This window comes from Rhizobium sp. WSM1274 (assembly GCF_025200775.1).
GTDB classification, from domain to species: Bacteria; Pseudomonadota; Alphaproteobacteria; order Rhizobiales; family Rhizobiaceae; genus Rhizobium; species Rhizobium leguminosarum_I.
This window is the reverse complement of the sequence record NZ_CP104138.1, coordinates 36,897-50,619: the sequence shown is the minus strand read 5'-3', so window position 1 is coordinate 50,619 and position 13,723 is coordinate 36,897. Positions and strand designations below refer to the sequence as shown.

14 protein-coding genes and 1 pseudogene are annotated in these 13,723 nt (G+C 62.0%); 9 read left to right on the top strand and 6 right to left on the bottom strand.

Annotation, left to right across the window (positions count from 1 at the left end):
- Nucleotides 1–109 precede the first annotated feature (109 nt).
- From rpoN to lptC, 4 genes are all read right to left on the bottom strand, one after another.
- The gene (gene rpoN, locus N2600_RS00255) at nt 110–1,669 is read right to left on the bottom strand and encodes an RNA polymerase factor sigma-54 (RefSeq protein ID WP_260297631.1); all 1,560 of its coding nucleotides are present in this window, start codon (nt 1,667–1,669) and stop codon (nt 110–112) included.
- Between the two features lie 155 nt (nt 1,670–1,824).
- Nucleotides 1,825–2,601 (bottom strand): LPS export ABC transporter ATP-binding protein, encoded by a 777-nt coding sequence (lptB, locus tag N2600_RS00250; RefSeq protein WP_020486179.1) that lies wholly within the window; start codon nt 2,599–2,601, stop codon nt 1,825–1,827.
- Between the two features lie 40 nt (nt 2,602–2,641).
- Nucleotides 2,642–3,277: an LptA/OstA family protein gene (locus tag N2600_RS00245; RefSeq protein WP_017966755.1), complete on the bottom strand. Its 636-nt coding sequence runs from the start codon at nt 3,275–3,277 to the stop codon at nt 2,642–2,644.
- A gap of 15 nt (nt 3,278–3,292) precedes the next feature.
- Nucleotides 3,293–3,958, bottom strand: coding sequence for an LPS export ABC transporter periplasmic protein LptC (gene lptC, locus N2600_RS00240; protein WP_017966754.1), 666 nt, complete (start codon nt 3,956–3,958; stop codon nt 3,293–3,295).
- Nucleotides 3,959–4,183: 225 nt separating this feature from the next.
- On the opposite strand from lptC, the gene sppA reads away from it, so the two are divergent.
- From sppA to N2600_RS00225, 3 genes are all read left to right on the top strand, one after another.
- Nucleotides 4,184–5,134, top strand: coding sequence for a signal peptide peptidase SppA (gene sppA, locus N2600_RS00235; protein WP_260297630.1), 951 nt, complete (start codon nt 4,184–4,186; stop codon nt 5,132–5,134).
- A gap of 29 nt (nt 5,135–5,163) precedes the next feature.
- Nucleotides 5,164–5,463 carry an integration host factor subunit beta gene (locus N2600_RS00230; RefSeq protein WP_003544934.1) on the top strand — a complete coding sequence of 100 codons (300 nt, stop codon included), beginning with the start codon at nt 5,164–5,166 and terminating at the stop codon, nt 5,461–5,463.
- 268 nt (nt 5,464–5,731) lie between these two features.
- Nucleotides 5,732–6,064 (top strand): LapA family protein, encoded by a 333-nt coding sequence (locus N2600_RS00225; RefSeq protein WP_017966752.1) that lies wholly within the window; start codon nt 5,732–5,734, stop codon nt 6,062–6,064.
- Nucleotides 6,065–6,103: 39 nt separating this feature from the next.
- On the opposite strand, the gene N2600_RS00220 is transcribed toward N2600_RS00225, so the two are convergent.
- Nucleotides 6,104–6,538 (bottom strand): GNAT family N-acetyltransferase, encoded by a 435-nt coding sequence (locus N2600_RS00220; protein ID WP_017966751.1) that lies wholly within the window; start codon nt 6,536–6,538, stop codon nt 6,104–6,106.
- A gap of 37 nt (nt 6,539–6,575) precedes the next feature.
- Nucleotides 6,576–7,031, bottom strand: coding sequence for an SRPBCC family protein (locus N2600_RS00215; protein WP_017966750.1), 456 nt, complete (start codon nt 7,029–7,031; stop codon nt 6,576–6,578).
- A gap of 68 nt (nt 7,032–7,099) precedes the next feature.
- Between N2600_RS00215 and N2600_RS00210 the strand changes: the two are divergent.
- From N2600_RS00210 to N2600_RS00185, 6 genes and pseudogenes are all read left to right on the top strand, one after another.
- Nucleotides 7,100–7,747: pseudogene (locus N2600_RS00210) on the top strand (NUDIX hydrolase).
- A 185-nt stretch (nt 7,748–7,932) separates the two neighbouring features.
- On the top strand, nt 7,933–9,030 hold the full coding sequence (locus N2600_RS00205; protein WP_222387260.1) for a class I SAM-dependent methyltransferase: 1,098 nt from the start codon (nt 7,933–7,935) through the stop codon (nt 9,028–9,030).
- Nucleotides 9,027–9,887, top strand: a complete 861-nt coding sequence (locus N2600_RS00200; protein WP_017966748.1) for a TrmH family RNA methyltransferase — start codon at nt 9,027–9,029, stop codon at nt 9,885–9,887. The genes N2600_RS00205 and N2600_RS00200 overlap by 4 nt, the downstream gene beginning before the upstream one ends.
- A complete protein-coding gene (lspA, locus tag N2600_RS00195) occupies nt 9,884–10,387 on the top strand; it encodes a signal peptidase II (protein ID WP_017966747.1) in 504 nt (167 codons plus the stop codon). The genes N2600_RS00200 and lspA overlap by 4 nt, the downstream gene beginning before the upstream one ends.
- A 55-nt stretch (nt 10,388–10,442) precedes the next feature.
- Nucleotides 10,443–12,725, top strand: coding sequence for a hybrid sensor histidine kinase/response regulator (locus tag N2600_RS00190; protein WP_260297629.1), 2,283 nt, complete (start codon nt 10,443–10,445; stop codon nt 12,723–12,725).
- A 108-nt stretch (nt 12,726–12,833) separates the two neighbouring features.
- The gene (locus N2600_RS00185; protein WP_222387259.1) at nt 12,834–13,709 is read left to right on the top strand and encodes a GNAT family N-acetyltransferase; all 876 of its coding nucleotides are present in this window, start codon (nt 12,834–12,836) and stop codon (nt 13,707–13,709) included.
- The last annotated feature ends 14 nt before the right edge of the window (nt 13,710–13,723 follow it).

The following is a 13,723-nucleotide window of genomic DNA, read 5'->3' as shown; positions in this document are numbered from 1 at the left end:
TTCAAAGGGTTGCAGCGCCGTTGCGCGTCTGAAAAGACGCTGGGGCGCCGGAGAGGAATAGCGGGATTTGCGGGCCGGATGCTTCGATCGAGGTCGAAGCATTGCTGCGTCAGAAGCCTGCGACCTTGGCGAGCGCCCGCTTCTCGCGGCGGCGCTGGACCGAAGAGGCGATGTTCATTGCCTCCCTGTATTTCGCAACGGTGCGGCGGGCGAGATCGACGCCGCCCTTCTTCAGCATGTCGACGATATCGTCGTCGGAAAGCACCGCCTCCGGGCTCTCCTGCAGGATCAGCGCGCGGATCTTGTGACGCACGGCCTCGGCCGAATGGCTGTCGCCGCCGGCGACGGCGCTGATCGAGACGGTGAAGAAATATTTGAGTTCGAAGAGGCCGCGCGGCGTCAGCATATATTTGTTCGACGTGACGCGGCTGACGGTGGATTCATGCATCTTGATCGCTTCGGCGACCGTTTTCAGGTTGAGCGGGCGCAGGTGATCGACGCCGTGCAGCAGGAAGGCGTCCTGCTGGCGGACGATTTCGCTTGCCACCTTCATGATGGTTTTTGCCCGCTGGTCGAGGCTGCGGGTCAGCCAGTTGGCGCTCTGCAGGCAATCGGAGAGGAAGGCGTGGTCCTCGCCGTTCTTCGTCACACGGGAAAAATAGGACTGGTTGACCAGCACGCGCGGCAGCGTATCCGGATTGAGCTCGACCAGCCAGCCGCCGTCCGAGGCGGATCTGACGACTACATCCGGCGTGATCGCTTCGGAAACACCCGCTTCGAAGCCGCTGCCGGGCTTGGGATTGAGCTGACGGATCTCGCCGAGCATGTCGAGAAGATCCTCCTCGTCGACGCCGCAAAGCCGCTTCAGCGTGGCAAAATCACGCCGGGCGAGCAGTTCGAGGTTTTCGACCAGAGCCTGCATGGCCGGGTCGTATCGGTCCTTCTGCCTGAGCTGGATCGCCAGGCATTCGGCGAGGCTGCGGGCGAAAACACCTGGCGGATCAAGGCTCTGGAGGGTGGCGAGCACGCGCTCGGCCTGTGCGAGGCTCGTGCCCAGCCTCTCGCCCGCCTCGACGATATCGGCCTGCAGATAACCGCAGTCGTCGAGCTGATCGACGAAATTCTGCGCGATCAGACGGTCGGCCATGTCAGGCAGGACGAAGGGGATCTGCTGGGCGAGATGATCGCGCAGCGACACCTGGCCGGCGACGAAATCGTCGAGATCGTAGTCGGCGCCCTCGCCGCTGCCCGGCATCGACTTCCACTGGCTGACGAGCTCCGGCGCATCGAGGCGCTGCGGGGCACCGTCATCAGGAAAGACATTGGTGTAATTGGCGTCGAGTTCGTCGTTCAGCCGGCTCGTGCTGGCGCTGCCGCCATTGTCATACCAGTCGCTGGAAAGCGCCTCGGTCCGGTTGTCGTAACCGTCATCCGACCCGGCATCCTCCGGCTGATGAGCGTACTCTCCATCTTCGGATTCGCCGTGTTCGCCGGCCCCCTCGCCGTCATTCGACGGAAATTCGAGCAGCGGGTTCTTCTCGACTTCCTGGGCGATGAACTGGGTGAGTTCAAAATGCGTCATCTGCAGCAACTGGATGGATTGCATCAGTTGCGGTGTCATCACCAGGGACTGGGTCTGGCGCAGGAAAAGATTGGCGGACAGTGCCATGACGGACGCGAAACTCCCCTCAATTCCTCCGAGAATCCGCGTCCGATCAAGGCTTCAGGCCACGGAAATCCAAGTTGGCCCAAAAATTGCTTTTTTATTGGATTTGGTCAAGCGGAACTATGCCGACAAGGTGAATTTCTGCGGGCGGCCCGGTATCAGAGGCTGAAATTGTCACCGAGGTAGAGCCGGCGCACTTCCGGATTGTTGACGATGTCGTTCGCCCGGCCATGGGTCAGCACCTCACCGGCATGGATGATGTAGGCGCGGTCGATGAGACCCAGCGTCTCGCGCACATTGTGGTCGGTGATGAGAACGCCGATGCCGCGCGCCGTCAGGTGGTGAACGAGATTCTGGATGTCGGCGACCGAGATCGGGTCGACGCCGGCGAAGGGCTCGTCGAGCAGCATGAAAGTCGGGTCGGTCGCAAGCGCACGCGCGATTTCGAGGCGGCGGCGCTCACCGCCGGAAAGGGCGACGGCGGCACTCTTGCGCAGCTTCTGGATATGGAATTCCTCCAGCAGCTCGTTCAGCTTTTGCTCGCGCTCGGCCTTGTCCTTCACATGCACTTCGAGGACGGCGCGGATATTCTGTTCCACCGTCAGCCCGCGGAAGATCGAGGCTTCCTGCGGCAGGTAGCCGACGCCAAGGCGCGACCGGCGGTACATAGGCATGGTCGTGACGTCGTTGCCGTCGATCTCGATCGTGCCTTCATCCACCGGCACAAGGCCGGTGATCATATAAAAACAGGTGGTCTTGCCGGCGCCGTTCGGGCCGAGCAGGCCAACGGCCTCGCCACGGCGCACCACCAGCGAAACGCCGTTGACGACGCGCCGCGTCGCATAGGTCTTCGTCAGACCGCGTGCGATCAGCGTTCCCTGATAGCGGCTCTTGTCGGCGGCACCCGCAGCTTGTGGCCCGGGCTTGCCGAACATGGTGGATAGCGATGATAATTTCACGTGGGAGGCCGGCTTCTCAGTTCTGCTTCTGCTGCGGTGTATTCGGCTTCGATTTCGGATCGAGCTGAATCTGGACACGCCCGCCGCAGCTTTCAAGCTCCGCCTGGCCAGTCTGCATGTGAACCGTCAGTTTGCAGCCGGTGAAGACGTTCGGCCCGTCCGACAGAATAACCTTGTTCCCTTCACCTGCCGTGAGGATGAATGTTTGCGAGGCCATGTCGAAATTGCCGTCATCGGCGGTCGCCGTCTGCGTGCCAGAGGTCAAGAGGACCTTGTCCGTCACCGTGATCTTGTCGATATCAGCACTTCCCGATGCAAGCGAGGCCGACTGCTCCGGCTGGGCGGCGGGTTGCGCGCCATCAGCAGCCGGCTTTGCTGCCTTGTCCTTGTAATAGACGGTCATCTTGCCGGACTGCATCGTCGTCGTGCCCTGGACGACCTTGACCTTGCCGGTGAAAAGCGCGGTGTGTTCCTGGTCATGGATCTCAAGCTTGTCGCTTTCGATCTGGATCGGCTGGTCGTTGGAAAGCTTCATGCCCGACATCGTGGTCGACTGCGCACCCGCGCCCGAGGCCGTCAGAATAAGGGCAAATGCGCCGGCAACGAATGCCATGCCTGTCTTGCAAGTGGAAATGCGACAATCTTTTGTCATGGATGACCCGGCTGGTTAAGTGCCCTGTTTATGGATGGTGGATGGATCGACATTCATTCGAACATTCCCCTCGAATGTGATCACCCGCCCCTTATCGGATATCTGAAGCGTCTTCGCAACAATGGAGGCATTGTCCTTGGTGATGGTGACGGGGTCGTCGCTCCGCATGTTGCCGCCCTTGATGTCGAGCTGCGCGGACTGGAAATTCGCATTGAGGCCGCTGCTCAGCACCAGGGTGAAGGGGGCCGTCATATGCAGGTTGTCGGTGGTGCGGTTGTAATCAGCGGTCGAGGCGACGACGCGGGCGATCAGGCCGTCATTCATCGGCACGGCGGCCTTGATCGTCTCGAGCGTGATGAGATTGGGATTGCGGATATCCTGCAGGGCCCTTTCGGCCAGCATCGAATAGTTGATGCCGTCGGAATTGCGTCCTGATATCGCCGGCTTTTCCATCACGACCTTGCCGTTCTCGATCTTGGCGCCTTCCATCTTGACATTCTCGGGCAGATAGATGCTGACCAACGCCACCGCCGTGAGGCTCGCCGCGATGGTGAGGGCCGCCACCGGCAGCAATATCTTCAGCCGCCGCACGCGGGCGGAATGGAACAACGCGTCGCCATAGGCGCTCCTGCCGGACCCTGAATAGGCGGCATGTCCGTTGTTCTTCAGGGTATCGAGCATAGGCCTCGTCCATGTGCGGTGATCGCCGCGCCTCAATAACAAAGCGGGCCGCCAATCACAGTTCGTTTCGCATTATTACATTGGCTTGCCAATATGGAATTTTTTCTGCAACAAGCAACACAACGGAAAAACATTCAAAAGTGGCATTCGTACGGGCCGCTGCTACCTTATTCCACCGGATTGATCGGCGGCATGCCGAAGCCGGTGCCAGCGCTGGAGGTTTCCATGGACAGTTCGATCATCGCGGATCGCCGGCGGCTGCGCCGCAAGCTCGGCTTCTGGCGCCTCTTCGCGGTGGCCCTCATCGTGGCACTTGGTTTCGCCTTCTACCGCTTTGCCTTCGGCGATGCCGGGACGCAGCGCCCGCATATCGCCCATGTGACGATATCCGGGCTGATCGTCGATGACGACGAGCTTCTGGAGCGGCTGAAGAAGGTCGAGACCAACGACCAGGTGAAGGCGGCGGTGATTTCGATCTCCTCGCCCGGCGGCACGACCTATGGCGGCGAAAAAATCTTCAAGGCGATCCGTGCGATATCGGCCAAGAAGCCTGTCGTCTCCGACGTGCGCACGCTTGCCGCCTCCGCCGGATACATGATCGCCACCGCCGGCGATACGATCATTGCCGGCGACAGCTCGATCACCGGCTCGATCGGCGTCATCTTCCAGTATCCGCAGATCCAGCCGCTGCTCGACAAGATCGGCGTCTCGCTGCAGGAGATCAAGTCTTCGCCGCTGAAGGCAGAGCCCTCGCCCTTCCACGAGGCGAGCGAAGAGGCCAAGGCGATGATCCGCAGCATGGTGGTCGACAGCTATAACTGGTTCGTCGACCTGGTTGCCGACCGGCGCAAGCTGCCGCGCGACGAGGTGCTGAAACTGGCCGACGGAACGATCTATACCGGCCGCCAGGCGCTGAAGGTGAAACTCGTCGATGCAATTGGCGGCGAGGCTGAGATTCGCGCCTATCTGAAGTCGCGCGGCGTCGACGGCGAACTGCCGATGGTGGACTGGGACAAGAAGAGCAATACGCCCTTTCTGCTCGCTGGGGCTGTTTCGCGGTTGATTACGATCTTCGGTTATGATGATCTCATGAAAACCCAGGATATCAATGGAATCCTGCCCCCAAAGTTGCTTCTTGACGGGCTGCTTTCAGTTTGGCAGGTTGGCCACGATTGATAAGAAATCAATAATTTAAGGGGGCGAATGTGATCAAGTCCGAATTGGTGCAGATTGTTGCGGCACGCAACCCGCATCTCTATCATCGCGACGTCGAGAATATCGTCAACGCGGTTCTCGACGAGATCACGGATGCACTGGCTGCGGGCAACCGTGTCGAATTGCGCGGCTTTGGCGCCTTTTCGGTCAAGAACCGCCCTTCCCGCTCCGGCCGCAACCCGCGGACCGGCGATACCGTCTTCGTCGAGGAGAAGTGGGTTCCCTTCTTCAAGACCGGCAAGGAACTGCGCGAGCGGCTCAATCCCGGCCAGGCCGACGAAGAGGATTGAGCAGTTCCTCAAGCATGTCGCGCAAAAGTGTGCAGCGGATTTGCGATAACGACATGCATCGACATAAAGACCTAAAGCGTGCGGAGCAAATCTGAAAGATTGCGACGCGCTTTAGCCGCCTGCGGCAAAACCGCACTTGAACTCGAGGGCCGTTTTCCTATTCTGGCAACGCATCGTATTTTACGCCTCTCACAAAGATGCGTGGCGCAGTAAGGACGAAACGCGCCCTGCAAAAAGACCGGCGCAATCTGCCGCGTGGAGACCTCAAATGGCCAAGAAGATCGTCAACCTGCTGATTCTGCTGCCGCTCGGCGTCATCCTCATCGTCTTTTGCGTCGCCAACCGGCAGAGCGTCACGCTCGCCTTCAATCCGTTCCGGCCCGAAGACCAAGTGCTTGCAGTTTCCGCGCCCTTCTTCGTCTTCCTGTTCATCGCGCTGATCACAGGCATGCTGATCGGTGCGGCCGCCACCTGGTTCAGCCAGGGCAAACACCGCAAACGCGCCCGCACCGAGGCCAAGGAAGCCATTCGCTGGCAAGGCGAGGCCGACCGCCACAAAAACCGTGCCGAGGAAATCGCCGGGCAGCTGCCGGCGCGGTAAAGCCGGATTGGCATGTCGACGGCCAGTTTTGGCGGCGTCTCAAACCGGAAAAAAGCTCAATTCCTCATAGTCACCCTCCGGCGAGGCGCCGTTGCCGGTCACCTGGAACCCGTGGGAAAGGTAGAACGCCTTTGCCCGCCGGTTCTTCACCAGGCATTTCAGCCTGTACCGGTGTTGCGGCCATTCCGGTAGGGCGTGCAGCAGCGCCGTGCCAGCGCCCTGCCCCTGGAATTCAGGGCTGATATAGAGCATGTGGATGAAATCGTCCTCCGGCCAGAGCGACAGGAAGCCGGCGACGCTGCCGCTTTCATGCGCGCAGACGAAGACCGTCTCGCCGTTCGTATGGGCGGCGAAATCCTCGCGGTAGAACTTGCCGGGGTCGACCCAGACGAATGTTTCGCGGCGCACGGAAAGATAAATCTCCGCGAGCATTTCCTGGTCTTCCGCCCGCGGCGGCCTGATGGTCCACGTCATGACGTCGATTTAAACAAACCCTCAGCCCGCGCCAAGCCTAACCGGCCGCCATCTTCGCGACGACAGCGGCATTGAAATCCGAAAAGAACCCTTCGGCGAGCTTCTGCGAGGTCGAATCGAGCAGACGGGCACCGAGCTGGGCGAGCCTGCCACCGAGTTCGGCCTTCGACCGGTACTGCAGTATGGTCTCGGCACCCCTTTCCTCGAGCACGACATCGGCGCTGCCCCTAGCGAAGCCGGCAAGACCGCCCTTGCCTTCGGCCGACAACGTGTAGCTCTTCGGCGCATCCACATTGGAAAGCGTCAGCAGCCCATGAAAGGTGGCAGACAGCAGGCTGAACTTGACCTTGATCGTCGCCTCGAAAGCGCTCGGCGACAGCCGCTCGATGCTCTGACAACCTGGGATGCAACCGCGCATGATCTCGGGATCGTTGAGCGCTGCCCAGACGACGTCCCGCGGCGCGGCGATGCGTTCTTCGCCGGTGAAATCCATTCGATTGCCCCATCTCCGATCGGTTCATCTTATCCCAGCGGGAAAGCGCTTTGCCAAGGCGGGACGGAATGGTATCTGCCGGGCTCCGACCTGGCACATATTTGACACACATAGGGGATGGGCCGATGAACGACGAACTGAAGCCGTGGAGTGTGACGGCAAGCCGCATCACCTGTGAAGATCGCTGAATCCGGGTCCGGAGCGACGATTGCGTCACTGCCGATGGAACCGTCATCGCGCCATTCCATGTGCTCGATTATCCTGACTGGATCAACGTCATTCCGCTGATGCCCGACGGGCGCGTGCTGCTAACGCGGGAATACCGGCACGGCCGCGGCGAGATCGTGGCCGGTCTCGTCGCCGGCGGCGTCGAACCCGGCGATAGCAAGACCGGCGATGCGGCAATGGCGGCGGCACGGCGCGAATTGCGGGAAGAGACCGGCTATGAAGCCTCGAGCTTCGTCAAGCTGCTCACCTCCTATCCGAATGCCGCCAACCACAGCAATGTGGTGACGAGCTGGCTGGCGCTCGGCCTGAGCAAGGTCGGCAAACCGGCATTCGACCCCGGCGAGAAGGTCGACCTGCTGTTTGCCGATCTCGCTGCCATCCTGAGCGACCTGCAGTCCGGCACCGTCATCATGCAATCGATGCATGTCGCAGCTCTCTATGCGGCGGAAAGCTGGCTTCGCACACAGACCTTCGAGGGCTTGAAATAGGCGCCGCCCCGGGTGACCCTGTCGTTTGCCCGGGCCAGGTCGGCTGCGCAGTTGATCCGGCACGGTTTTCTGCGCTACTGCATAATTCAAGTGCTGCAGCGTCCTTTGCGCGTCTCAAAAGACGCACGGCGCCGTAGCGGACGCAAAGCCGATAAGCCACCCCGACAGAGATGCGGAAGAGCACGTTGAAACAAAGAGAAGGCCGGCCGGGCCAGAAAAAAACATCAGGTCCTTCCGGTGAAAGCCGCAGGGACGATCGGGCAGGCCGGCCGCCAAAGCCGGCCGCGCGGCCCGCGGCAACCCGCGAGGCGGCGCGCGAGGCTGCCTTGCCTGCCGCCGTCGTGCGTCCGCTGATGACACGCAGCGGCGAGCGTCCGACGGAGCGCGTGCCCGTCATCCTCGAATCGCTCGGGGCCGGCGACTTCCACCTGATCGACAGCGGCAACGGCGAAAAGCTCGAGCAATACGGCCCCTACCGCATCATCCGCCCCGAGGCCCAAGCGCTGTGGCGGCCTTCGCTGGCGCCCCAAGTCTGGGAAAAGGTCGATGCCGTCTTCACCGGCGACACCGACGAGGAAGGCACGGGCCGCTGGCGCTTCCCGAAAGAGGCGCTCGGCGAGACCTGGCCGCTCAATCTGCTCGGCGTCGATTTCCTCGGTCGCTTCACCTCCTTCCGTCATGTCGGCGTCTTTCCCGAGCAGATCGTCCACTGGAGCTGGATGAAGGAGCAGGCCGAAAAGGCCGGCCGGCCGCTGAAGGTGCTGAATCTCTTCGGTTATACCGGCGTCGCCTCGCTTGTCGCCGCCGCAGCCGGCGCCGAGGTCACCCATGTCGACGCCTCGAAGAAGGCGATCGGCTGGGCAAGGGAAAACCAGGCGCTCGGGCGCATGGAGAAACTGCCGATCCGCTGGATCTGCGAGGATGCGATGAAATTCATCCTGCGCGAAGAACGCCGCGGCAGCCAGTACGATATCATTCTCACCGACCCGCCGAAATTCGGCCGCGGCCCCAATGGCGAAGTCTGGCACCTCTTCGAGCATCTGCCATTGATGCTCGATGTCTGCCGCGAGATCCTGTCGCCAAAGGCAGTGGGCCTGGTGCTGACGGCCTATTCGATCCGCGCCAGCTTCTATTCGATCCACGAGTTGATGCGCGAGACGATGCGCGGCGCCGGCGGCGTGGTCGAATCCGGCGAGCTGGTGATTCGCGAAGCCGGCACCGACGGCAGGACGCAGGGCCGCGCGCTTTCCACCTCCCTCTTTTCCCGCTGGGTGCCGAAATGAGCAAGGACTTCCACGATCAGGGGCCGCGCAGGGTCGGGCAGGTGAAGGAAGTCACCTCACTTGCCAATCCGATCATCAAGGACATCAAGGCGCTGACGAACAAGAAGTCGCGCGAGGAAAGCGGCACTTTCCTCGCCGAAGGGCTGAAGCTCGTCATCGATGCGATCGAACTCGGCTGGGCGATCCGCACGCTGGTCTATGCCAAGGCCGCCAAAGGCAAGCCGCTGGTCGAGCAGATGGCGGCAAGGACCGTCGCCTCGGGCGGGCTGGTGCTCGAAGTCAGCGAAAAAGTGATCGCCTCGATCACCCGCCGCGACAATCCGCAAATGGTCGTCGGCATCTTCGAGCAGCGCTGGACACCGCTCAAGGGTATCCGGCCAAGGGAGGGCGAGACATGGGTGGCGCTCGACCGGGTGCGTGACCCCGGCAATCTCGGCACCATCATCCGCACGGCCGATGCGGCCGGCGCTTCCGGCATCATTCTTCTAGGAGAAACGACCGACCCTTTTTCGCTCGAAACCGTGCGGGCCACCATGGGCTCGGTCTTTGCCGTTCCGGTCGCGCGGGCGACACCGGAGGAATTCATCGCCTGGCGGAAATCGGCCGGCGTTTCCGTCGTCGCGACGCATCTTGCCGGCGCGGTCGATTACCGGACGATCGACTACCGGAAAAAGCCGGTCGTGCTGTTGATGGGCAACGAACAATCCGGCCTGCCCGAGCAGCTGGCCAGGGAGGCCGACGCGCTTGCCCGCATTCCGCAGCAGGGCCGCGCCGATTCGCTGAACCTCGCCGTCGCTACCGCCGTCATGCTTTTCGAGGCGCGCCGCCATCTCCTCTCACTTGCCGAGGGCAAATGACCGAACAGACGCATGCACACCCCGCGCTGTTTTCGCGGCCGGCACCGATCCTCTTCTTCATCGTCGTCGCCGTTCTCATCGACCAGGTCGTCAAGATCACCGTTGATCATTACCTGCCGCTGCAGGAGGCGGTGCCGGTTATTCCGATGCTGGCGCTCTACCGCACCTACAATCTCGGCGTCGCCTTTTCGATGCTGTCTGGCATGGACGGCTGGTTCATCGTCGGCATGCGGCTCGTCATCGTCGCCTTCGTCATCTGGCTGTGGCACCGCACGGCGAAGGACCGCTGGATCGCTCATCTCGGTTATGCGCTGATCATCGCAGGCGCGATCGGCAACCTCGTCGACCGCTTCGCCTATGGACATGTGATCGATTACATTCTTTTCTACACCGAGAGCTGGTCCTTCGCGGTCTTCAATCTCGCCGACAGTTTCATCACCATCGGCGCCGGTTGCGTCATTCTCGACGAGCTGCTGCTGCCAAAAAAGGCCGGCCGCTAAAATCTTATCGAAATCCTGAAGGCATTCGGAACGGGCCTCATGTTATCCAGATAGCATGCAGAACCTGGGACAGTTGCAGGAAAGATTGTCCGCCGCCTTCGGTGGACCCGCCGCCAAGCCGCATGAGAAGCGGATGGAGGCCCCTTCCTCACGACCCGGCGCATCGACACCTCAGGGACCCGATGATCGTCAGAGGGGAACCGCACCGACAAGGCGGCTGCTGTTCTACTGGCTGGGCGGCGCCGGCCTTCTTGCCGCAACGATCCTGATGCTGCTTGCCCATGCCGGCGATCCGTTGCTTCTTTCGGGCGGCCTTGTCGTTCTTGGCCTTGCCGTCATTGCCGGTTATGCCCTGCTGATGGTTCGGCCGCGCAAGGCCGGGCAGGGCCCCGGCAAATCCCTGCAGGATTGGAACGCTGGCGCAAAGCTGTTTGCCGACGTGCACGACGTGCTCGGCGACATCACGGTCAGCCGGACCATGGATCGGTGCATCATCTCCGCCAACGATACTTTTCGCCGCCTGAGCGGGCGGCTGCGTCCGGAAGGAAAAACCTGCGAGGAGATCGGGCTTGCCTTCCGCCCCGGCCCGATACCGCACTGCTACGATGTCGAGATCTCGACACCGGAGGGCCAGCGCATCTTCCTCTGGCGCGACGTCGTCACCCGCGACCCGGCAAATGGCCGCCTGCTGTTGCAGAGCGTTGCCCGCGACGTGACCGACGAGCGGCTCATCGCGCAGGGTCGCGAAGAGGCCCGGCAAAAAGCCGAATATAACAGCGCCGCCAAATCGAGGTTGCTTGCCACTGTCAGCCACGAGGTGCGCACGCCGCTTTCCGGCATCCTCGGCATGACGCATCTGATCGCCGAGACGCGGCTGACGCAGGAACAGCAGAACTATCTCGCGAACATCCGCCAGTCCGGCCATGCGCTGACGCAACTCGTCGAGGACCTGCTCGACTTCTCCACCATCGAGGTCGGCCGTTTCGCGCTGCACCCGCGCTCGGAATCGTTGCGCAAGCTTCTGGAAAGCGTCGTCGAGATGCTCGCCCACCGGGCGCATGAAAAGGGTATCGAGATCGGCGCCACAGTGTCGTCCGACGTGCCCGAAAATATGAACTTCGACCCGGCGCGGCTGCGTCAGGTCCTCTTCAACGTCATCGGCAATGCGGTGAAATTCACCCAAGTCGGCGGCGTCTTCATCCGCGTATCGCTCGACCCCGGCGATATTTTGATCACCGTCACCGATAGCGGTCCCGGCATGACGACGGAGGAGCAGGCGCGCGTCTTCGGCGAGTTCGAGCAAGGTGGGAGTGTTGCCGACAAGAGCAGCGGGACCGGGCTCGGCCTTGCCATCTCCGCCCGCATCATGCGCGAATTTAACGGCGCGCTGACGGTTGCCAGCGAAAAGGGTAAAGGCAGCGAATTCACCATCAGCTTCCCTGTCGATATCGGCAGTGAGCGCCCCGACCGGCGAAACACGCTGCTTGCCGGCAACAGTGTCGTGCTGCTGGCCCCAGCCGGTGCGGCGCGCACAGCCATTGCCGAGACGATCACCACGCTCGGCGGCCTCTGCCATCTCGTCGGCGACGGCGAGACGGCGCGGGCAACGCTGCTCGGCTTGGCAAAGGGCGGACGGCGGCCGACCGATATCATCATCGACCACCGGATGTCGGCGGAATTTTCCGCCCATCTTGCCGATCGCACCGAAATCGCCGCGCTTGGCCTGCGCAAGGTGCTGCTCGTCAATCCGGAAGAGCGTAGCGCCCATCCGCTCGACCTTTTCGACGCCTGGCTCATCCGCCCCCTGCGCGAGCAGTCGCTGATCGACGTGCTGCGCGGGCGCATGCGCGGCATGGAAAAACGCGACGCGCTGAACGACAACCAGCCGGGCTTCGGCCTTTCGGTGGCGGAGACATTTGTTGCCGCCAGCGGGCTCAGCATCCTGCTCGGCGAGGACGACCCGATTAATGCCATGCTGGTGCGCGTCGTCCTGGAAAAGGGCGGGCATAAGGTGCGCCATGTCGAAGATTTCGAGGCGCTGCTCGACTACGCGCTCTGCGAGGCGAATGCCCGGCCCGATATCATCATCAGCGACCTCTCGATGCCTGGTGGTAACGGCATCGAAATGCTGGGACGCCTGCGCGGCCATGAACGGCGGCTCGATCTTGCCTCGGTGCCGGTGATCGTGCTGACCGCCGACAAGAGCGACGAATCGCGCCGCCAGGTCTTGCTCAACGGCGCCAACCGCGTCATGGTAAAGCCGGTCGATCCGGTGCGGCTGCTGACCGAAGTTCAAGCGGTTGCCGCCCTTTCCGCCCGCCGGGCAGAGGCGCGGTGAGCGCCTCAAAAACCGGCACGCTTCTTGCGCCTGGAAATTCAAAATGTCACTTTCCTGTCGCAGAGAAGTGTTTTATGGCGTCGATAAGCCGGCAACGGGAGAATCGTCATGTCCGCCATCGACATCCTGAATCGTGACACCACCGCGGAGCCCGCACGGCCCTCGACGGCTGTACAGAAGGACGGCGATATCCTCGGCCGCATCGGCAATCTGGAGACCCGCCTTGCCCGCACGGCACGCGAGATCGATGCCGCCCAGGCCGTGCGCTACCGCGTCTTCGTTGACGAAATGAAGGCGCAGCTGCCGCTGGATGCCATGCGCCGCCAGCGCGACGTCGATGCCTATGACGCCGTCTGCGATCATCTTCTCGTTCTCGACCGCTCGATCGAGGGCGACCCGGAAGACCAGATCGTCGGCACCTACAGGCTGTTGCGTCAAGATGTCGCCATCGCCAATGGCGGTTTTTACTCGGCTTCCGAATTCGAAATCGACGGCCTCATCGCCAAACATCCGGACAAGCGCTTCATGGAGCTCGGCCGCTCCTGCGTGCTGCCGGAATACCGCACCAAGCGCACTGTCGAGCTGCTGTGGCAGGGGAACTGGGCCTATGCGCTGAAGCATGGCGTCAGCGCCATGTTCGGCTGCGCCTCTTTCCCCGGCGTCTATCTCGAAAGCCACGCGCTGGCGCTGTCCTTCCTCCATCACAATGTGCTGGCGAAGAACGAATGGGCCGTCGGCGCCCTGCCGCATCTGGCCCGCAACATGGACCTGATGCCGGTCGAGGCCATCAACCCGAAGCGGGCGCTGATGGCCCTGCCGCCGCTGATCAAGGGCTATCTACGCCTCGGTGCGATGGTCGGCTCCAGCGCGGTCGTCGATCATGCCTTCAACACGACGGACGTGCTGATCGTGCTGCCGATTACCAGCATTTCGGACCGTTACCTGAATTATTACGGCGCCGACGCCGGCCGCTTCGCGAGCTAGAGCCTTTCCTAAAG

Coding starts and splice junctions, on each gene's coding strand:
- rpoN (WP_260297631.1), bottom strand. CDS start 1,669: ATGGCACTGTCCGCCAATCTTTTCCTGCGCCAGACCCAGTCCCTGGTG.
- lptB (WP_020486179.1), bottom strand. CDS start 2,601: ATGTTCGGCAAGCCCGGGCCACAAGCTGCGGGTGCCGCCGACAAGAGC.
- N2600_RS00245 (WP_017966755.1), bottom strand. CDS start 3,277: ATGACAAAAGATTGTCGCATTTCCACTTGCAAGACAGGCATGGCATTC.
- lptC (WP_017966754.1), bottom strand. CDS start 3,958: ATGCTCGATACCCTGAAGAACAACGGACATGCCGCCTATTCAGGGTCC.
- sppA (WP_260297630.1), top strand. CDS start 4,184: ATGGACAGTTCGATCATCGCGGATCGCCGGCGGCTGCGCCGCAAGCTC.
- N2600_RS00225 (WP_017966752.1), top strand. CDS start 5,732: ATGGCCAAGAAGATCGTCAACCTGCTGATTCTGCTGCCGCTCGGCGTC.
- N2600_RS00220 (WP_017966751.1), bottom strand. CDS start 6,538: ATGACGTGGACCATCAGGCCGCCGCGGGCGGAAGACCAGGAAATGCTC.
- N2600_RS00215 (WP_017966750.1), bottom strand. CDS start 7,031: ATGGATTTCACCGGCGAAGAACGCATCGCCGCGCCGCGGGACGTCGTC.
- N2600_RS00200 (WP_017966748.1), top strand. CDS start 9,027: ATGAGCAAGGACTTCCACGATCAGGGGCCGCGCAGGGTCGGGCAGGTG.
- lspA (WP_017966747.1), top strand. CDS start 9,884: ATGACCGAACAGACGCATGCACACCCCGCGCTGTTTTCGCGGCCGGCA.
- N2600_RS00190 (WP_260297629.1), top strand. CDS start 10,443: ATGCAGAACCTGGGACAGTTGCAGGAAAGATTGTCCGCCGCCTTCGGT.
- N2600_RS00185 (WP_222387259.1), top strand. CDS start 12,834: ATGTCCGCCATCGACATCCTGAATCGTGACACCACCGCGGAGCCCGCA.